Here is an 18220-nt window from a genome sequence, read left to right as displayed (position 1 = left end):
CGCCCGGCGTGTCCCGCCGGGCGGCCGTTCCCGGTCCGTCACTCCGGCAGCGACTCCACCCGGGCCGCCGCCTCCCGGGCGCGGGCGCCCGCCCTGGTCCGTCCGGCGGTCACCTGCCGGTTGGGGAAGCGGTGCAGGTACTCGGCCTCCAGCTGTCCGGTGCGCAGCGTGTGCCGCTTCAGCGCCTCCTCCGAGCCGTACAGGAAGGTCTCGTGGCGCGTGCGGTGCAGCTGCTCCAGCTCGTGCAGGAGCGTGTCGTTGCCCAGAGCGTGCGGGGAGATGCCCTCGGGTCGGATGTGCGTGGCGTCGGCGTGCCGCATCTCGCTACCTCCTCGGCGGAAACCCCCTCCTCCAGGGTGCCCGGTGCCCGTCGGCGGTGCACGCGTTCGATCGATCTGCGCCGACCACGCCACCATCAGGGCCGGGCACCCTCCGGGACCGGCGGACAGGGGAAGGAGCCGGTCGGGCGGCGGAACCGCCGCCGTGATCCACGGGATCGTAGGATGAATCCTTCCGTACCCTCGGGTTCCCCCACCACGACTCGGACAGATCGCTGATGCCGCTTCCCAAGGCCGAACTCCACCTGCACATCGAAGGCACCCTGGAGCCCGAACTCGCCTTCGAGCTCGCCGACCGCAACGGGGTCCGGCTGCCCTACGCCGACACCGAGGAGCTGCGGACGGCCTACTCCTTCAGCGACCTGCAGTCCTTCCTGGACCTCTACTACGCGCTGATGGCCGTGCTGCGCACCGAGGACGACTTCGAGGACCTCGCCGACGCCTACCTGGCGCGAGCCGCCGACCAGGGCGTGCGGCACGCGGAGATCTTCTTCGACCCGCAGGCGCACACCGCGCGCGGCGTGCCGCTGGGCACAGTGGTCGAGGGCCTGGGCCGGGCGCTGGCGCGCAGCGAGGAGCGGTACGGGATCAGCACGCGGCTGATCATGTGCTTCCTGCGGGACGAGTCCGCCGAGTCGGCGCTGGAGACCTTCGAGGCCGCCCGCCCGTACTTCGGCCTGATCGCGGGCATCGGCCTGGACTCGGCGGAGGTCGGCAACCCGCCGGCGAAGTTCCGCGAGGTGTACCGCCGGGCCGCCGAGGCCGGGCTGCGGCGCGTGGCCCATGCGGGCGAGGAGGGCCCGGCCTCGTACATCACCGAGGCGCTGGACGTCCTCGGCGTCGAGCGGATCGACCACGGGCTGCGCTGCCTGGAGGACGGCGAACTGGTCGCCCGCCTGGTCCGCGAGCAGATCCCGCTGACCCTCTGCCCGCTGTCCAACGTCCGCCTGCGCTGCATCGACACGATCGCCGACCACCCGCTGCGCGAGATGCTGGAGGCCGGCCTGCTGGTCACCGTCAACTCCGACGACCCGGCCTACTTCGGCGGCTACGTCGAGGACAACTTCCGCGCCGTCGGCGAGGCCCTCGGCCTGGACCAGGAGACGCTGCGGCGGCTCGCGGCGAACTCCTTCCGGGCCTCCTTCCTCGACGAGCGGCGGCGGGCCGAACTCCTGGCGGAGGTCGAGGAGTTCGTCTTCTGACCGGCGGTCGGCGCCGGCCGCCGGCGGGGCCGGCGGGGCTCGCGGCGGACCGAGGGGCGGATCGGGGAAAGCACCCACCCGGCCGGGCCGGGCTGGCTAGCCTGTCCGGGTGACCACCCCGCCGCCGGAGCCCCCGGTCCAACTGGGCCTGCTCGACCTGTCAGTCGACCTCTCCGTCCCGCAGGTGTACTCCGGCACGGACTTCACGGTCTACCTGCACATCAAGAACCCGTTCTCGGTGCCGGTGTGGATCGACAAGGTGGACATGAGCCTGCCGACCCAGTTGTTCTGGCGGAAGCCGGAGCAGCCCGAGCCCCCGGCGGCACCGGTCCTCCCGGAGGCCGAGGCCGTACGGCTGACGGCGGCCGTCACGGAGCGGCAGGCCCGGATCCGGCAGCTGGCGGAGGAGGCGGCCGAGATTCCGCCGGAGCGCGTCGAGGAGGCGTGGGGGATCCACGAGGAGATCGACCGCCTGCGGGAGGCGAACGCCAGGGACCAGGCGCGCCTCGACGGGGCTGACGACCGGCTCGACGTGCACGTCTCCGGCGGGTCCACGTTGAACCTGCACGGACGGGCCGGCCGGACCAACGTCCATGTGAGCGGAGGGTCGACGGTCACCGTGTTCGCCGACCGCCCGGCCGAGCGGGAGCGCGTGCCGCTGATCGGCTCGCTGCCCCGGGGGGACGCGTTGGAGCCGGGATCGACCGACGTGTGGACCATCCGCCTCGGCACCCCGCGGAACCCGTTCTTCGTCCCCGCGAGCTACCGCCTGCAGCTCAACGTGGTCTACGGGCTGGCGCCCGAGCCGATCGGCGGCCCGCTCCCCGGGACGCCCGGAGCCGAACGGCGACGGGTCTTCGCCAACACCACGGCGCTGACCCTCCCGCTCAAGGCGGCGCTGTGGAACGTGATGACCGGCGGGGTGGCGGGCGGCCTGGTCGGCAGCCTCGGCCGGTCGCTCCAGGAGGTGCAGAGCCTGAGCGGACTCGCCCACCAGCCGCTGGGGACCACGCTCGGTTCGTTGGTGCTGGCGGTCATTCTGAGCGGTGCGGCGATCGTCTTCGCCGCGCGCAAGTCGGAGGCGCCGTCGTTCGTCACCGTCGAGGACTTCTGGGGCGGTGTGCTGGTGGGCTTCCTGATCGGCTACTCGGGCACGGCGGCGTTCACCGAGCTCACGGGGCTGCCGGCGTAGCCGTGCGGTCCCGGACGTAGTGGAGCAGGGTGACGCCGTTGGTGAAGCGGTGGGTCCCGGTGAGGGTGAGCGGGGCGGGGCGCTCGGTCGGGCGGAAGAAGAGGGTGCCGCGGCCGAGGACGACGGGGTGGATGTAGAGGCGGAACTCGTCGATCAGGTCCTGGGCGAGGAAGGACTCGGCCAGGTTGGCGCCGCTGAGGGAGAGGTCGCCGCCGGGGCCGGCGGTGAGGGCGGCGACCGACTCCGGGGTGACCTCGCGGACGATCGTGGTGTTCCAGTCGGCGTGGTCGAGGGTGCGAGAGAAGACGACCTTGGGCATCGCGCGCCAGATGCCCGCGAACTCGATCATCGGGGCGTCGGCCTCCGGGTCCTGGTCGGCGGTGGGCCAGACCGAGGCCATCAGCTCGTGCGTCACCCGGCCGGAGACGAAACCGCCCATCCGGGCGAGTTCACGGTTGAAGTGGGTGTGCACTTCGTCGTCGACGAGGTTCCAGGAGAGGTCGTGGTCCGGGCCTTCGAAGTAGCCGTCCACCGAGAGGGAGACGAAGAGGACGATCTTGCGTCGCATGACACCTCGACCGGGGAGGGCCCGCCGCCCGCCCGCGGGGGCGGGAGGGCGGCGGGCGGGGCTGGTGGCGGGGGATCAGATCAGGGTGCTCCAGTAGTACCAGAACCGGTTGAGGATCAGCAGCGCGATCACCGCGTACCAGAGCGCCGGAACGACCCAGTGGTAGCGGGCCGCCTCCCGGACCACCACCCGCAGGCGCGGGCCCACCGGGATCACCCCCGTGCGCAGGTTGTGCAGCGTGGTGTACCAGAACAGCGGGATCACCGCGGCCCACACCACCATGCAGTACGGGCAGAGCGCGCCGATCCGGTAGAGCGCCTGGTACATCAACCAGGTCACGAAGCCGACCCCGAAGACCGTCCCGGCCTGCAGGCCGAGCCAGAACCAGCGCCGGTACGTCGCACCGGCGAGCAGCCCGGCGCCGACCGCGACCACGACGCCGAAGGCGACCAGCCCGATCAGCGAGTTGGGGAAGCCGAAGGCCTCGGCCTGCTCGCTGCGCATGATCGAACCGCAGCTGATGATCGGATTGATGTTGCAGGTGGGGACGTACGACGGGTCCTTCAGCAGCCGGATCTTGTCCAGGGTGAGGACCGCCGAGGCGAACAGGCCGACCGCGCCGCCGACCAGTAGCAGCCAGGCGAAGGGGCGGCTCGCGCCGTACGTCCTCCGCGGAGCGGGGGCGGTGGGGGCGGCGGCCGTCATCCGGTCACCTGCTTGACCAGGGCGGTGAACTGCTCCGGAGAGACGGCCTTGCCGTTGGTGAGGACGTCCAGCTTCTTGCCGTCCAGCTTGACGGTCGGGGTACCGGTGACGTCGCTCTTGTCGAACTCCTCGTTGACCTTGGCCGCCCACGGCGCGTAGGTGCCCTCCTGGACGGCCTTCACGAAGGCGTCCGTCTTCAGCCCGGGCACCCGCCCGGCCAGGTCCAGGAGGTGGTTGACGTCGCCGAAGGCGTCGCTGCGCTCGTCCGGCTGGTTGGCGTAGAGCACGTCGTGGAACTGCTTGAACTTGTCCACGCCCTCGTTCAGCGCGGCGCCGGCCGCGGCCAGCGCGGTGCGCGAGCCCTTGCCGCCGAGGTTCTTGTCCAGGAACGTCGCCAGGTGGTACTCGATCTTGTACGTGCCGGCGTCGGCGAGCTGCTGGATCGTGGGGCCGGTGGTGGTCTCCAACTGCTCGCAGAACGGGCAGCGGAAGTCCTCGTAGACCTGCAGGGTGTGCGGGGCGTCGGCCTTGCCGTAGGTGATCACGGTGCCGCCCTCGCCGGTGGCGTTGGCCGGGACGACCAGCGGGCCGTTCGCGGCGGCGTCCGAGCCGGAGCCGGAGGAACCGCCGACGGCGAAGGCCACGCCCGCCGCGAGGGCGAGCACCGCCGCCGACGCGGCGCCGACCACCACCCGGCGGCGGATCCGGTCGGAGCGCTCGGCCTGGGCGCGGGCGGCGCGCATGCGGTCGGTGGCGGAGGTCTTCTGGGCGGTCTTGCGGGTGTTGCTCATGGGGTGTCGTCCTGTGCTCTCGTGCGGGGCGCGGGCGGGTTCGGGCCCGCGCGGGCGCGGCCGGTCACGGCCTGGGGCAGGGACCGGTTCGGGCCTGGGGAGGGACCGGTTCGGGCCTGGGGGAGGGAGAGGGTGAGACGGCCGGGAGAGCGGGCGCGGGTGACGCGGGCTCAGGCGGCCGGGACGAACACCGGCGGACCGCGCCGGACGGCCGGGCGGACGACGACGTCCTCGGCGGGCACCAGCGCGCGGCTGGCCGGGGGGAACGGCACCCGGGCCACCGGACGGGCCGGGACGGGCGCGGAAAGCAGCAGCAGCCAGCGGGCCGCGGCCGGGAGGTGCCGGTGCAGGAACTCGCCGAGCATCCGGACGGTCCGGGCGAGGCCGGCCAGCGCGGCGTCGGCGCGGCGCAGCCAGTACGCACCGGCCAGGGCGATCAGCGTGTGCAGCAGCAGGAGCAGGACGATGCCGGTCCGCTCCGAGACGCCGTGCCCGAGCAGGAAGCCGCCCAGCGAACCGCCGCCGCACAGCAGCGGCTGCAGGCCGTGCCCGGTGCCGACGCCGGTGCCTGGGCCGATGCCGGCGCCGGTGCTTGGCGGGAGGGAGGGGCAGGTGGTCTGGGCGAGATCGAACAGCGCGCCGGCGCCCAGCTGAAGCGGCAGGAACACCGCGGCGATCGCCGGGTAGCCGCGTTCGCGGCCGGCGAGCGCGAAGGCCACCGCGAAGACCGCGAGGGCGGCCACGGCCAGCGGGCCCACGGGCAGCGTGCGACCGGTGACCAGCACCTGACCGAGCCCGGCGAGCAGCACGACCAGCGCGGCGAAGACTGCCGCGCGGAGCGTCCTGGTGACCGGGCCGATGTCCATGGCCTTCGAGTCTGCCACAGGTGGACAGGGGAACGGTCGGGTCGGCGGGAGGCTGTGAAGAGCCTCACCAACCGTGCTGAGCTGGGCTTATGTGGTTCTTATGGGTCCGACGAGGGGTGGTCGGCTGCGCTCACCCGGGCCTCGACCAGCTCCCGGAAGTGCTGCAGGTCCTCCCGGACCGTCCGCTCGATCGCCCCGGCCTGGGCGAAGCCGCGGGGGCCGCCGAACGCCCGGTGCACGGCCTCCGGGTCGTACTCCACCCGGATCTGCAGTCGGGTGTGCCGGGAGTCGAGCGGCAGCAGGGCGAAGGCGCCGCTGAGCCGGAGGGAGTCCAGTGTCCGCCAGGCCATCACCCGGCCCCGGCCGCGATCGGTGATCTCGGTGTCGACCGAGCGCTCACCGTCGCCCACCGCCACCCCGAGGTGGGCGAGGTTCCGCCCGTGCGGATGGGCGGTGCGGACGCCGTCCACGAACCGGGGGTAGTCGTGGACCCGGTGCAGTTGCTCCCAGGCGGCGAGGACGGGGGCGGCGATGTCGATCTGTTCCTCAAGGGTGCTCATGGGTGGGGCCTCCTCCGGACCCAGCCTGCGCTTTTGGTGGGGTGGAGGCAAAGGGGGCCGCTGGCGCGGGGGGTGGTGTGTGGGTGGGTGCTCTCGGGAGGGTGGGGGCGGGGCGGCTCCGGGGGTGGCCGCTCCGAGGGGCTGGATGATTTTCAGACTGCCGGCTCTGTGGGGTGGGGGTGGGGACCGTTGGCAGTCTGAAAATCACCCGCAACGCCCCTCTCCGGGCCACCCCCTGCGCCGCCCCTTCCGCAGCGCGTCCCTCTCGCGGGGGCGGGTGAGGGGATGTGGGGGGAGGGGGTGAGGGGATGTGGGGGGAGGGGGTGAGGGGGTGGGTGGGGTGCTGGGGGTGGGTGTGGGTGCGTGCTCGGGGGAGGTGAGCGATATGGGGGATCGGGGGGAGGACGGTTGGTGCTCGCGCGGGTGGGAGGGGGTTGGGGGAGACTGGGCGCATGCCGGAGTTGCCTGAGGTCGAGGCGTTGAGTGGGTTCCTGTCCGAGCGGCTGAGCGGGCGGGTGGTTGTCCGGGTGCTGCCGGTGGCGATCAGTGCGTTGAAGACCTACGACCCGCCGGTGGCGGCGTTGGAGGGGCGGACGGTCGGGCCGGTGGTGCGGCGGGGGAAGTTCCTGGACATCGAGGTGGGCGGGTTGCACCTGGTGATCCATCTGGCGCGGGCGGGGTGGCTGCGGTGGAAGGACGAGCTGCCCGCGGAGCCGCCGCGGCCGAGTCCGAGGAATCCGTTGGCGCTGCGGGTGCGGTTGGAGGACGGGGGTGGCTTCGACCTGACGGAGGCGGGGACGAAGAAGGGGCTGGCGGTGTACGTGGTGCGCGATCCGTCGGAGGTGCCGGGGGTGGCCAGGTTGGGGCCGGATCCGTTGGACGAGGGGTTCTCGGTGGAGGCGTTCGCCGCGTTGTTGCGGGGGGACCGGCGGCGGATCAAGGGGGTGCTGCGGGACCAGACCGTGGTGGCGGGGGTGGGCAACGCCTACTCGGACGAGGTGCTGCACGCCGCCCGGATGTCGCCGTACAAGATCGCGGCGACGCTGACCGAGGAGGAGACGGCGCGGCTGTACGAGGCGCTCGGCAGCACGCTGCGGGACGCGGTGGAGCGCTCGCGCGGGCTGGCGGCGGGGGAGCTGAAGGCGGAGAAGAAGGTCGGGATGCGGGTGCACGGCCGGACCGGGCAGCCATGCCCGGTGTGCGGGGACACCGTGCGGGAGGTGTCGTTCGCGGACTCCTCGTTGCAGTACTGCCCGACCTGTCAGACCGGGGGCAAGCCGTTGGCGGACCGGCGGATGTCGCGGCTGTTGAAGTGAGGCGGGGCACGGGCGGCCCCGCCTCGGGTGGGTCAGCGCTTGATGGCGACGCCGCCCCAGTAGTAGGCGGCCTTGGGGTCGGCCGGCGGCTCGCCGTCCGGACGCCAGGCCAGCACCGGGGAGAGGCCGGGCTCGACCAGGTCCCAGCCGTCGAAGAAGCGGAGCACGTCGTCGTAGCCGCGCGGGACGAGGGTCATGCCGCCGGCGCGGGCGGCTTCGGCGACCTTGCCGACCGCTTCCGGGGCGAAGTCCGCGGTGGGGGTGGTGAGGGCGAGGCAGCTGCCCGGGGGGAGGGCGTCGCGCAGCGCGGCGACCCGGCCCCAGGGGTCGTCCTCGTCGGCGATCAGCATCAGGACGGCGATCATCAGCAGGCCGACCGGCTGGGTGAGGTCGAGGGTGGAGGTGAGCGCCGGGTCGGCGAACAGCTCCTCGGGCTTGCGCAGGTCGGCGTGGATGTAGGTGGTACGGCTGGCCGGGCTGGAGACCATCAGTGCGCGTGCGTGGGCGAGCACGATCGGGTCGTTGTCGACGTAGACCACCCGGGTGCCGGGGCTGACCGCCTCGGCGATCTCGTGGGTGTTGGGCGAGGTGGGGATGCCGGTGCCTAGGTCGAGGAACTGGCGGATGCCGTGCTCCTGGGCCAGGTGGCGGACGGCCCGGCCCTGGAAGGCGCGGTTGGCCTTGGCCATCTGCTTGACGCTCGGCACGGCCTCCTCGATGGCCTGCCCCATGGCGCGGTCCGGCGGGAAGTTGGTCTTGCCGCCCAGCCAGTAGTCGTACACGCGCGCGGAGTGCGGAGTGGTGGTGTCGACACCGAAACGTTCCCACTGGCTCAGCTCGGCGGCGTCGCCCTGCGGGCCCTGCTGGGGGAAGTCCTGACTTGTCGTCATGGCCACGTCCTCTGATGGCAGATCATCACACTGGGGAGGGATAGCGTAGCGGTCCGAACGGGCGGTCGAGCGTCCGGTGGGGGCGGGCGGTGTTGGGCCGTCGGAGTGGTGATCGGGGCGGTGGGGGTGACGGCCGGGAGCGGGGGCGGCGACCGGGGGAAGCATTCGGAATGCTGTCAGATCGTCAGATTACTTCGCGAAGATTGTTGCTGGTCGCGGCCGGGATGTCCTTGTTGGGGGCGGCTGCCGGATGTCGGAGTCCTTGGAAAAGTGGGGACGGGGAGGGCGGGGCCGGGGCCGAGGTCGGATTCGCCGAGAGTGCCCTTCCGGTGGCGCCGGCCGGGGGCGAGGGGGCGCCGGGTGCGGTGCCGGCCACGCCGTCGGCCGCCGCGCCGAGCGTGGTCCCGGTGCGCAAGGCGCTCACCGAGGCGGAGAGCAAACCGGTGTACGAGCTGGACGCGGCCCGGAAGGTGGTGGCGCTCACCATCGACGACGGGCCGGATCCGCGGCACACGCCGACCGTGCTGGCGCTGCTCCAGCAGTACGGGATCCGGGCGACCTTCTTCCTGATCGGGGAGAACGCCGTCCAGTACCCGGAGCTGGTGCGGGAGATCGCGGACCGCGGGCACCACATCGCCAATCACACCTGGACCCATCCGGACCTGCGGAGCCTGTCGGAGACCAAGGTGCGGGACGAGCTGGTCCGCACGTCCGAACTGCTGCAGAAGACCACCGGGCGGTCGCCCACCTGGTTCCGGGCGCCGGGCGGGGACTGGTCGCAGGCCTCGTTGAAGGTGGCGGCCGACCTGGGGATGCGGAACATGGCCTGGTCGGTGGACCCGAGGGACTGGGCCCGGCCGGGGACCTCGGCGATCACCGAACGGGTGTTGAAGGACGTCCGGCCGGGCTCGATCGTGCTCAACCACGACGGTGGCGGGGACCGCTCGCAGACGGTGGCGGCGTTGAAGGCGTACCTCCCGGTGCTCATCGACTCGGGGTACTTCTTCACGGCCCCGCCGAGTTGAGAGCGGGGCCCGAGGTAGTGGGTTTGATGCGCAAACCACTCGAAAGGGTGTGTTTGGAGAAGCGTTTCTGCGGATTTTGTGCCTCTAGGGTGATCTCGCACCAATTGAGCAGGTACCGACGCGTACCACCTGAAAGGCCCTCATCCATGCGACTCCGCAACGCCGTTCTCGCCGCCGTCAGCGCCGCCGCCCTCGTCCTCGCCGTCCCCACCTCGGCCAACGCCGCCGTCGGGGACTTCCTCTACAAGGTCGGCCCGGGTGTCCCGGCCGGGATCGCCGACCCGGAGAGCCGCAAGTGCATCAACCTCTTCGGTGCCACGGAGAACGACCCTGCCTTCGCGCCGGAGAACCTCACCGCCTCCACCGCCACGGTGTTCCTGGACTTCGACTGCGGCGGGGACGTCTACTACGTGATGAACCCGGGCAAGATCCTCGGCAACCGGCTGAAGCTGCGCTCCGTGATCTTCTCCTGAGCCGCCTCCGGGGCCCCGTACCGCCGGGTGTGGCGGTACGGGGCCCCGGCGTAGCGTGACCAGGGGAGGGTTTCGCTGGTCCCGCCGACGGAGGAGGAACGATGTCCGTACGGGAACTGGACGCGGAGAAGCAGCAGGCCTTCGCCGGTCGGATGGTGCAGGTGCTCAACGACGCCTGCCTGGGCTTCCTGATCAGCCTCGGCCACCAGACCGGGCTCTTCGACCTGATGGCCGGGCTGCCGCCCTCCGGCAGCGAGGAGATCGCGCGGGCGGCCGGGCTGAACGAGCGCTACGTCCGCGAGTGGCTGGGAGGCATGGTCGTCGGCGGGATCGTCGAGTACGACCCGGAGCGGCGCAGCTACGCGCTGCCACCGGAGCACGCGGCGTCCCTGACCCGGGCCGCCGGGCCGGACAACCTGGGCGCGATGATGCAGTTCCTGTCGATGATCGGCGAGGTCGAGCAGGACCTGCTGGGCTGCTTCCGCGCCGGCGGCGGGCTGCCGTACTCGGCCTTCCCGCGCTTCCAGCGGCTGCAGTCCGAGGAGACCGCCCGGGTGTACGACCTGGCGCTGGTGGACGCGATCGTGCCGCTCGTGGACGGGCTGACCGAGCGGCTGCGGGCCGGGATCGACGCCCTGGACGTGGGCTGCGGGCAGGGCCACGCCGTGACCGTGCTGGCCAAGGCGTTCCCGGAGAGCCGCTTCACCGGGATCGACATCTCCGCCGAGGGGATCGCCGCGGCCCGGGAGTCCGCGGCCGGACTGGGCCTGCACAACGCCTGGTTCGAGGTCGCCGACTCCGCCGAACTGAGCGGGAAGTACGACCTGGTCACCGCGTTCGACGTGATCCACGACCTGGCCCGGCCGACCCGGACGCTGGCCGCCATCGCGGGCGCGCTGCGGCCCGACGGCGTCTTCCTGATGGGCGACATCGCCGCCAGCAGCAGGCTGGAGGAGAACATCGGGCACCCGCTCGCCCCCGCGCTCTACACCTTCTCGACCTTCTACTGCATGACGGTCTCGCTCGGCGAGGGCGGCGAGGGGCTCGGGACGGTCTGGGGCGAGCAGACCGCCCGGCGGATGCTGGCCGAGGCCGGGTTCCGGTCGGTGGAGGCCAAGCGGGTCGAGGGCGACATCCTGAACCTGTACTACGTGGCCCGGCTGGGGTCGTCCGGGGCCTGAGGCGGGCGGTTTGCGGGCGGGGTGGCCCGGGGGCTGCCGGAGACGTACGTTCGAAGGGGTCGGCCCGTTCGCGGTGCGCCGGCGCGTGCGCGCCCGGGGGCCCGGTCCGTACAGCCCTGGCGTAGTGAAGGAGGGCGGGATGACCGGCAACGGCTACGCACACCCCGAGGCGCTGGTCGACACCGAGTGGCTGGCCCACCACCTGGACGACGGGACGATCCGGGTCGTCGAGGTGGACGAGGACACCGCCGCGTACGACCGGGACCACATCCCCGGCGCGGTCGGCTGGAACTGGACCACCGACCTGCACACACGGGTCGGCCGCGACTACGCCGACCGCGACGGCGTCCAGCACCTGCTGCGGGCGGCCGGGGTCGAGGACGACACCACCGTCGTGCTGTACGGCGGCAACAACAACTGGTTCGCCACGTACGCGTACTGGCTGCTGCGACTGCGCGGCTTCGGGCCGGTGCGGCTGCTCGACGGCGGACGCAAGAAGTGGGAGCTGGAGGGCCGGGAGCTCACCTCGGAGGTGATGGACTACCAGCACACCGGCTACCGGCTGACCGGGCCCGAGCGGCCTGAGCTGCGGGCGCTGCGGGACGAGGTGCTGGCCAAGGCCGAGGTGTTCGCCAAGCCCGGGGCGGACGCGGTGCTGGTGGACGTCCGCTCGCCGGCCGAGTTCCGGGGCGAGCTGATCGCTCCGCCGCACCTGCCGCAGGAGCAGGCGCAGGTGCCCGGCCACATCCCCGGGGCGGTCAACATCCCCTGGTCGCAGGCGGCCAACGACGACGGGTCGTTCCGGTCGGCGGAGGAGCTGCGGGCGCTGTACGCGGGCAAGGGCGTGGAGGCCGAGCGCGAGGTGATCGCCTACTGCCGGATCGGCGAGCGCTCGGCGCACACCTGGTTCGCGCTCACCGAGCTGCTCGGGTACCCGCACGTGAAGAACTACGACGGCTCCTGGACGGAGTACGGCTCGCTGGTGCGGGCGCCGGTGACGCTCGGGGCCTGAGGGGCGGTCGGGGGTGACGTGACACCGTCGCGGCGTTGCTGCGACGGTGTCATTTCGGCGCGTTTCTTTTCATGAACATCTCACAATCAGGGAGTGGGGTGGGGGTCGCGGGGACAAGGATCGATCCGACCCATCGTTCCGGTGATCCCTGGAGGACCACGTGCGCAAGAGGCTGATCGTCTCCGCTGCCAGTGCCCTGAGCCTGTTCCTGGCCGTCCCCGCCTCGGCATCCGACGTCCAAGCCGGCGCCGCCGGTGCGGGCGACTCCTACTACCCGACGTACGGCAACGGCGGCTACGACGTCTCGCACTACGACATCCGGCTGAAGTACCAGCCCGCCACCGACGAACTGGAGGGCACCACCACCATCCTGGCCACCGCCACCCAGGACCTCTCCCGGTTCAACCTCGACTTCGCGCTGAACGTCTCCGAGGTCCTGGTCAACGGGCGGGCGGCCAGGTTCACCACCAGCGGGGAGCAGGAACTGGAGGTCACCCCCGCCCGTCCGCTCGCCAAGGGCAGCCGGGCGACCGTGGTGGTCCGCTACAAGGGCGTGCCGTCCACCGTGAAGAAGTACGGCTTCACCGCCTGGCTGCGCACGCCGGACGGCGCGGTGGCGGCCGGCGAGCCCGAGTCGGCGTGGTGGTGGTTCCCGAGCAACGACCACCCGAGCGACAAGGCCACCTTCGACGTCTCGGTGCTGGTGCCGGACGGCAACCAGGTGATCAGCAACGGCATCCTCACCGGCACCTCCTCCCAGGCCGGCTGGACCCGCTACAGCTGGCGCGAGAACAAGCCCCAGGCGACATATCTGGCCACGCTCGCCGTCGGCAAGTTCGACGTCACCACGGACACCACGCCGAGCGGGCTGCCGGTCTACAACGCGTACAGCAAGGACCTCGGCGACAACGCGGACGCGGCCAGGGCGAGCGTGGAGCGCACCGGCGAGCTGGTCGACTGGCTGAGCGGCTACTTCGGCGACTACCCGTTCAGCTCGGTCGGCGGCTACGTCCCCAACGTGAAGACCGGCTTCGCGCTGGAGACCCAGACCCGGGTCTTCTACAGCCCCCGCCAGTTCGCCAAGGGCGCCAACACCTCGGTGGTCGTGCACGAGCTCGCCCACCAGTGGTACGGGGACAGCGTCTCGCTGTCGCGCTGGAGCGACATCTGGCTGAACGAGGGCTTCGCCCGGTACGCCCAGCTGCTCTGGTCCGAGCACGAGAACGAGGGCACCGCACAGGAACTGGCCGACTACATCTACGCCTCGCACCCGGCCGAGGACCCGTTCTGGAGCGTCAAGCCCGGCGACCCGGGTCCGGACGACCAGTTCGCCGGCGCGGTGTACGACCGGGGCGCGGTGGCCATCCAGGCACTGCGCAACACCGTCGGGGACGACGCGTTCTTCCGGATCCTCAAGGGCTGGCCCACCGAGCGCCGCTACGGCAACGCCACCATCCCGGAGTTCCAGGCGTACGCGGAGAAGGTCTCCGGCAAGAAGCTCGGCGAGCTGTTCCGGACCTGGCTGTTCACCCCCGCCAAGCCGGCCGTCGGGCCGCTGCCGGCGGGTGCGGCGGCGGCCGGTGCGGCGTCCGGCGCTTCGTTGGCGCCGGGGGCGGGGCAGGGTGAGCAGCAGCTGCCGGTCGAGCCGAAGTCGTGGAAGAAGATCCAGGAGAGCACCTCCCTGCACGACGCCCGGCACTGACCCGCACTGACCCCCGGGCGGATCGGTCGGGGCGCTGAGGTCGAGGCGTTGAGGTCGGGCTCCCGTTGCCGGGGGCCCGACCGGTCCTGACGGGTTCAGGGCGGCTCCGGGGCCGTCCGCCGCCGGGAGTCCGGTGCGGCGGCGGACGGCGAAGGGCGCAGGCGCGACCGGGAGCAGCCCGGAGGGCGGGACCGGAGGTCACGGTCGGGCGGTGAGCCTCGGGTAGTCGGTGAGGCCGGTCGCCGTCTGGCCGTAGAGGTGGGTCGGGTCCACGGGGGTGAGCGGGGCGTCGGCGGCGAACCGTTCCGGCAGGTCGGGGTTGGCGATGAAGGCGCGGCCGTAGGAGACCAGGTCGGCCAGTCCGGCGGCCAGCACCGCCTCGCCGCGCTCGCGGTCGGTGGCGGCGCGGTTCTCACCGACGTTGGCGATCAGCGGGCCGGACCAGCGGGGGCGCAGGTCGGCCAGGGCCGGGTAGACGTCGTTGTCGGTGAGGTGGAGGTAGGCCAGCCCGAGGCCGTCCAGCTCGGCGAGCAGGGCCCGGTAGACCGGCGCCGGGTCGGCCTCGGCCATGCCGAACTGCGGGTTGCCGGGGGACAGCCGCAGGCCCAGGCGCTCGGGCCCGATCGCCTCGGCGACGGCGGTGACCAGCTCGATCGGGAAGCGCAGCCGGTCGGCGAGGGTGCGGGGGCCGTACTCGTCGGTGCGCAGGTTGGTGTTGTCGGCCAGGAACTGGTGGATCAGGTAGGAGTTGGCGCCGTGCAGTTCGACGGCGTCGAAACCGGCGGCGAGCGCGTTGCGGGCGGCGTCGACGTGGTCGGTGACCGCCTGGCGGATCTCCTCGCGGGTCATCTCGCGCGGGGTGACGGCCTCGGCCTTGCCGCCGTCCTTGACGTGCACCGGGCCCGGTGCGGGAACGGCGGACGGGCCCGCCGGCCGGTCGCCGAGCAGCCGGTTGAGCGGGTGGCCCTGGCGGCCGCCGTGCATCAGCTGGGCGACGATCCGACCGCCGGCCGCGTGTACGGCCTCGGTGACGGCGCGCCAGCCGGCGACGTGCGCGGGCGTCTCCAGGCCCGGCAGGAACCACTCGGACTGGCCGCGGCGGTGGGGCCAGATGCCCTCGGTGACGATCAGACCGGCGCTCGCGCGCTGGGCGTAGTACTCGGCGACGACGGGCAGCGGCGTACCGTCCTCGGCCGCCCGGTACCGCGTCATCGGGGCCATGACGAGGCGGTTGGGGAGGTCGAGCGAGCCGAGGCGGTACGGGCTGAGCAGGGATTCCGTGGTGGTGGTCATGCCGGTACGGTAGAACCTGACATCAGTGTCAGGTTCAATCCTCGGCGGCCGCTCCGGCGATCGGCGTCCGCGGGCCGGCCGCGGTCGCCGCGAGGGCTTCGGTGAGGATCAACTCTTCCATGCCGTACAGGAATCGCTCCATCGCGGGGCGCGGGAGCACGGTCGGGTCCGCCGTCATGGCGAGGCTGAGCGCCTCGGGGGACTGCAGGGCGTCCAAGGCGTAGGTCAGGCCGGGGCGCGGCTCGAACTCCACCGGCCAGCTGAGGGTGGTGCGGTCGTCGCCGGGGGTGGAGGCGGCCGGCATCAGCTCGCGGGTGTCGTTGAACACGCAGGACCGGTCCGCGAGCCGGACGCCCTCGGCGGTCAGTCGCTCGACCTCCGCGGTCAGGGCGAGCTTGTCGAAGTAGGCGTGCCGGTAGGTGCCGATGGCGGCGGCGTGGGTGCGGCGCACCACCTCGCCGAACTCGCCGGTGGCGTCCGGGAGGTGGAACACTCCGTCGCCCGCGACCACGCTCACCGCGTTGGCCAGCTCGGGCAGGAAGCGGTTGTTGACCACGACGTTCAGCACGGCCTCGGACCTCCCGGCGAGCCGCGCGGTCATCGCGGCGGCCGCGGCGAGCAGCACGGAGGAGGTGCTCACCCGGTGGGCGGCGGCCACCTGCTCGACCGCCCGGGGGAGGGCGGGGGAGCGGAGCACCGCGTTCGGGAAGGGAGGCGGGCTTCCGGGGGCCGGCCTCGGGGAGGCCGGCCCATGGAGGGGCGAGCCGTCGGAGGGGCCGCCGGGCGCGCCGTACGACGGGAAGAGACGGGCCGGGCCCACGCGCAGCTTGCGGAGGACCTGCCGGCGGGCGCTCGCGTCCCGGCGGGTGCCGCGCTCGGAGGCCTGGAACTCGGCTTCCTCCAAGGGCTGTCGGGCGGGCGCGCGCAGCTCGGCCAGCTCCCGCGGGGAGGTGCCGAGGCTGAGTGCGGTGAGGTCCGCGACCAGCCTGCTCATTCCGGAGCCGTCGACCGCGGTGTGGGAGAGCGCCAGGCTGATGTGCCGGACCAGGCCGTCCACCGTGACCACGCCGACCCGGATCGGCCATTGCGTGGCGGTGTCGAAGGGGCGGGCCGCCAGCTCCTCGTGCAGCCGGGCGCCGAGCCCGGCCGGGTCGTCCGCCGGGGCGGGGGTCACCACTTCGACGGTCAACACTCCCTCGGGGTCCAGGACTTGGCGGAGCCCGCCGTCCTCGTCCGGGAGCAGCCGGGTGTGCAGCGAGTCGTGCAGGTGCAGCAGCCGCTCCAGGGCCGCCAGGACGGCGGGCAGCGGCAGCCCGGGATCCAGCGGTGCGGCGGTGGTGATGTTGTAGCGCGGCGCGTCGGCCGGCGGCAGCCGGCGTACCGCGTCCCAGATGGCGCGTTGGCCCCAGGTGGCGGGTCCGGACCCGGCCCGTCCGGACGAGAAGGCGATCTCCAGCAGTTGACGAGTGCTCACCGTGTGCTCTCCGTCGTGCGGTGGTCATGGCATTGTGCCGGTGCGTGGGGAGCGCGGGTGCTGCTGGGGAGAGTGTGGCGCACCGCTCGCCGGGCGTCGAGGGGTCGGCGGGGGCGAGGGGGCGACGGGTGCCCGGGAGGGGGTTCCGAGAGGGGTTCCGGGAGGGGGTTCCGAGACTCTCTCGATATGAAGTATCTTGACGTCGAGATTCATGTCGAGGGTGCGACGGGGGCCTGCCATGCGGGAGAACGGACTGATGGCGCAGCTGCGGAAGCCGCCGGGCGGGCGGGACGCGCGGATCATGCTGATCGCGCAGTGCGTCGACCGGACCGGCAGCGGGGTGTGGGCGGCGGCCTCGGTGCTGTACTTCACCTACGTCTGCGGCATGGACGCCCGGCAGCTCGGCCTGCTGCTGGGCGTCGGCGCGGTGGCCGGGATCGCCGGATCGCCGCTGGCCGGGCGGGCCGCCGAGCGGGTGCCGGTGCGGTGGCTGCTGATCGGCTGCCACCTGCTGCGGCTCGGGACGATGGGCCTGCTGCTGGTGGTCGACGACTTCGCCGCGCTGCTTCCGGCGGTCGCGCTGACCTGTCTGGCCGAGCGGGCCGCCAAGACCCTGGAGATGCTGTTCGCCACCAGGGTCGCGGGCGAGCGGCGCGGCACCTACCAGGCGCTGTTCCGCAGCGTGGCCAACGCCGGGTGCGCGCTCGGCGCGGGCGTCGCGGCGATCGGCCTGGCGGTGGGGACCACGGCCGCCTACCGCGCCCTGATCATGGCCAACGGCCTCTCCTTCGTCCTGGCCGCCGTCCTGGTCTGGCGCACCCGGGAACCGGCCGGACGCGGACTGGTCGAGGCGGCGGCCCCCGGGGAGTCGGCGGGCCCGTCCACCGCCCCGAGCCCCTGGCGCGACCGCGGCTACCTGCTCTTCGTCCTGCGGGACATGCCGCTGACCCTGGACGACTCGATCCTCGGCGTCGGCCTGCCGCTCTGGCTCGTCCACCACACCGGTGCGCCGCACGCCGTCGTCCCGGTCTTCCTGGTCCTCAACACGGTGCTCGTGGTGCTGCTGCAACTGCGCGTCTCGGCCCTGGCCGAGGGCCCGCGCGGCGCGGCCCGGGCGGCGGGCTGGTACGGGGTGATGCTGCTCGCCGGCTGCCTGCTGATCGCGCTGGCCACCGGCCGCGGCCCGTGGACCGCCTCGATCGCGCTGCTGGCCGCGGCGGTGCTGGTCACCCTGGCGGAGCTGCTGCGGTCGGTGAGCTCCTGGGAGCTGGCGGTCAGCCTGGCGCCGCCGGGCGCCCGGGCGTCCTACCTGGGCGTGGCCGGGACGTCCCAGTCGGTGCAGAAGTCGGTGGGCCCGCTGCTGCTCACCGGCGTGGTGATGGCGGCCGGTCCGGTGGGCTGGCTGGCCCTCGGCGCGGCGACCGCCGGCCTCGGTGCGCTGCAGCGCCGGGCCAGCCTGCGGCGGCTGGAGACGGTCCGGCCCGTCGGGGGCGTCACGGGCGCCACGGGCGTCACGGCGACCGCCGCCGAGCCGGTGGAGCGGGCGAGCGAGACCGTCGGCTGAGCCGCTCGCCGCCCGGGGGTTCGCGTGCGGCGCCGTGACCGGGGCGGGGTACGGAGGATCGAGGAGTG

At 72.9% G+C, this 18220-nt stretch carries 18 protein-coding genes; 9 read left to right on the top strand and 9 right to left on the bottom strand.

All coding sequences use genetic code 11. The features are described from left to right. Positions 1-38 precede the first annotated feature (38 nt). On the bottom strand, positions 39-320 hold the full coding sequence (locus ACZ6Y7_RS18605; protein ID WP_402213188.1) for a DUF6158 family protein: 282 nt from the start codon (positions 318-320) through the stop codon (positions 39-41). A 236-nt stretch (positions 321-556) separates the two neighbouring features. Here ACZ6Y7_RS18605 and ACZ6Y7_RS18600 point away from each other — a divergent pair, with 236 nt between their 5' ends. Together ACZ6Y7_RS18600 and ACZ6Y7_RS18595 are read left to right on the top strand one after the other, a co-directional pair. After that, positions 557-1540: an adenosine deaminase gene (locus ACZ6Y7_RS18600; RefSeq protein WP_465758972.1), complete on the top strand. Its 984-nt coding sequence runs from the start codon at positions 557-559 to the stop codon at positions 1538-1540. 109 nt (positions 1541-1649) lie between these two features. Beyond that, on the top strand, positions 1650-2732 hold the full coding sequence (locus ACZ6Y7_RS18595; RefSeq protein WP_465758971.1) for a hypothetical protein: 1083 nt from the start codon (positions 1650-1652) through the stop codon (positions 2730-2732). On the opposite strand, the gene ACZ6Y7_RS18590 is transcribed toward ACZ6Y7_RS18595, so the two are convergent. The 5 genes from ACZ6Y7_RS18590 to ACZ6Y7_RS18570 form a co-directional block, all read right to left on the bottom strand. Further along, entirely contained in the window at positions 2713-3300 is a 588-nt protein-coding gene (locus tag ACZ6Y7_RS18590; protein ID WP_465758970.1) for a dihydrofolate reductase family protein, read from the bottom strand. The genes ACZ6Y7_RS18595 and ACZ6Y7_RS18590 overlap by 20 nt on opposite strands. Before the next feature lie 75 nt (positions 3301-3375). Next, positions 3376-4005: a vitamin K epoxide reductase family protein gene (locus tag ACZ6Y7_RS18585; RefSeq protein ID WP_465758969.1), complete on the bottom strand. Its 630-nt coding sequence runs from the start codon at positions 4003-4005 to the stop codon at positions 3376-3378. Further along, positions 4002-4796 (bottom strand): DsbA family protein, encoded by a 795-nt coding sequence (locus ACZ6Y7_RS18580; RefSeq protein WP_465758968.1) that lies wholly within the window; start codon positions 4794-4796, stop codon positions 4002-4004. Before ACZ6Y7_RS18580 ends, ACZ6Y7_RS18585 begins: the two co-directional genes overlap by 4 nt. 170 nt (positions 4797-4966) lie before the next feature. Further along, positions 4967-5680 carry a hypothetical protein gene (locus ACZ6Y7_RS18575; protein WP_465758967.1) on the bottom strand — a complete coding sequence of 238 codons (714 nt, stop codon included), beginning with the start codon at positions 5678-5680 and terminating at the stop codon, positions 4967-4969. Between the two features lie 80 nt (positions 5681-5760). Beyond that, positions 5761-6222: an SRPBCC family protein gene (locus ACZ6Y7_RS18570; protein WP_465758966.1), complete on the bottom strand. Its 462-nt coding sequence runs from the start codon at positions 6220-6222 to the stop codon at positions 5761-5763. Between the two features lie 452 nt (positions 6223-6674). On the opposite strand from ACZ6Y7_RS18570, the gene ACZ6Y7_RS18565 reads away from it, so the two are divergent. Beyond that, on the top strand, positions 6675-7538 hold the full coding sequence (locus ACZ6Y7_RS18565) for an Fpg/Nei family DNA glycosylase (protein ID WP_465758965.1): 864 nt from the start codon (positions 6675-6677) through the stop codon (positions 7536-7538). Between the two features lie 32 nt (positions 7539-7570). Here ACZ6Y7_RS18565 and ACZ6Y7_RS18560 read toward each other — a convergent pair whose 3' ends face one another. After that, positions 7571-8428, bottom strand: coding sequence for an SAM-dependent methyltransferase (locus ACZ6Y7_RS18560; RefSeq protein ID WP_465758964.1), 858 nt, complete (start codon positions 8426-8428; stop codon positions 7571-7573). Between the two features lie 365 nt (positions 8429-8793). Here ACZ6Y7_RS18560 and ACZ6Y7_RS18555 point away from each other — a divergent pair, with 365 nt between their 5' ends. From ACZ6Y7_RS18555 to ACZ6Y7_RS18535, 5 genes are all read left to right on the top strand, one after another. After that, entirely contained in the window at positions 8794-9453 is a 660-nt protein-coding gene (locus ACZ6Y7_RS18555; RefSeq protein WP_465758963.1) for a polysaccharide deacetylase family protein, read from the top strand. 146 nt (positions 9454-9599) lie between these two features. Beyond that, complete coding sequence (locus ACZ6Y7_RS18550; RefSeq protein ID WP_465758962.1) at positions 9600-9926, top strand: hypothetical protein; 327 nt, start codon at positions 9600-9602, stop codon at positions 9924-9926. A gap of 101 nt (positions 9927-10027) precedes the next feature. Next, the gene (locus tag ACZ6Y7_RS18545; protein WP_465758961.1) at positions 10028-11107 is read left to right on the top strand and encodes a class I SAM-dependent methyltransferase; all 1080 of its coding nucleotides are present in this window, start codon (positions 10028-10030) and stop codon (positions 11105-11107) included. A 139-nt stretch (positions 11108-11246) separates the two neighbouring features. Next, positions 11247-12119 (top strand): sulfurtransferase, encoded by an 873-nt coding sequence (locus tag ACZ6Y7_RS18540; RefSeq protein WP_465758960.1) that lies wholly within the window; start codon positions 11247-11249, stop codon positions 12117-12119. A gap of 160 nt (positions 12120-12279) precedes the next feature. Beyond that, positions 12280-13821 (top strand): M1 family metallopeptidase, encoded by a 1542-nt coding sequence (locus tag ACZ6Y7_RS18535; RefSeq protein ID WP_465758959.1) that lies wholly within the window; start codon positions 12280-12282, stop codon positions 13819-13821. Between the two features lie 198 nt (positions 13822-14019). On the opposite strand, the gene ACZ6Y7_RS18530 is transcribed toward ACZ6Y7_RS18535, so the two are convergent. Further along, positions 14020-15114 (bottom strand): alkene reductase, encoded by a 1095-nt coding sequence (locus ACZ6Y7_RS18530; RefSeq protein ID WP_465758958.1) that lies wholly within the window; start codon positions 15112-15114, stop codon positions 14020-14022. Between the two features lie 34 nt (positions 15115-15148). Next, complete coding sequence (locus ACZ6Y7_RS18525) at positions 15149-16588, bottom strand: condensation domain-containing protein (RefSeq protein WP_465758957.1); 1440 nt, start codon at positions 16586-16588, stop codon at positions 15149-15151. 238 nt (positions 16589-16826) lie between these two features. Here ACZ6Y7_RS18525 and ACZ6Y7_RS18520 point away from each other — a divergent pair, with 238 nt between their 5' ends. After that, a complete protein-coding gene (locus ACZ6Y7_RS18520; RefSeq protein WP_465758956.1) occupies positions 16827-18152 on the top strand; it encodes an MFS transporter in 1326 nt (441 codons plus the stop codon). Positions 18153-18220 lie beyond the last annotated feature (68 nt).

It is taken from the genome of Kitasatospora sp. NPDC053308 (genome assembly GCF_055585785.1).
This window is presented reverse-complemented; position numbering and strand designations above follow the sequence as displayed.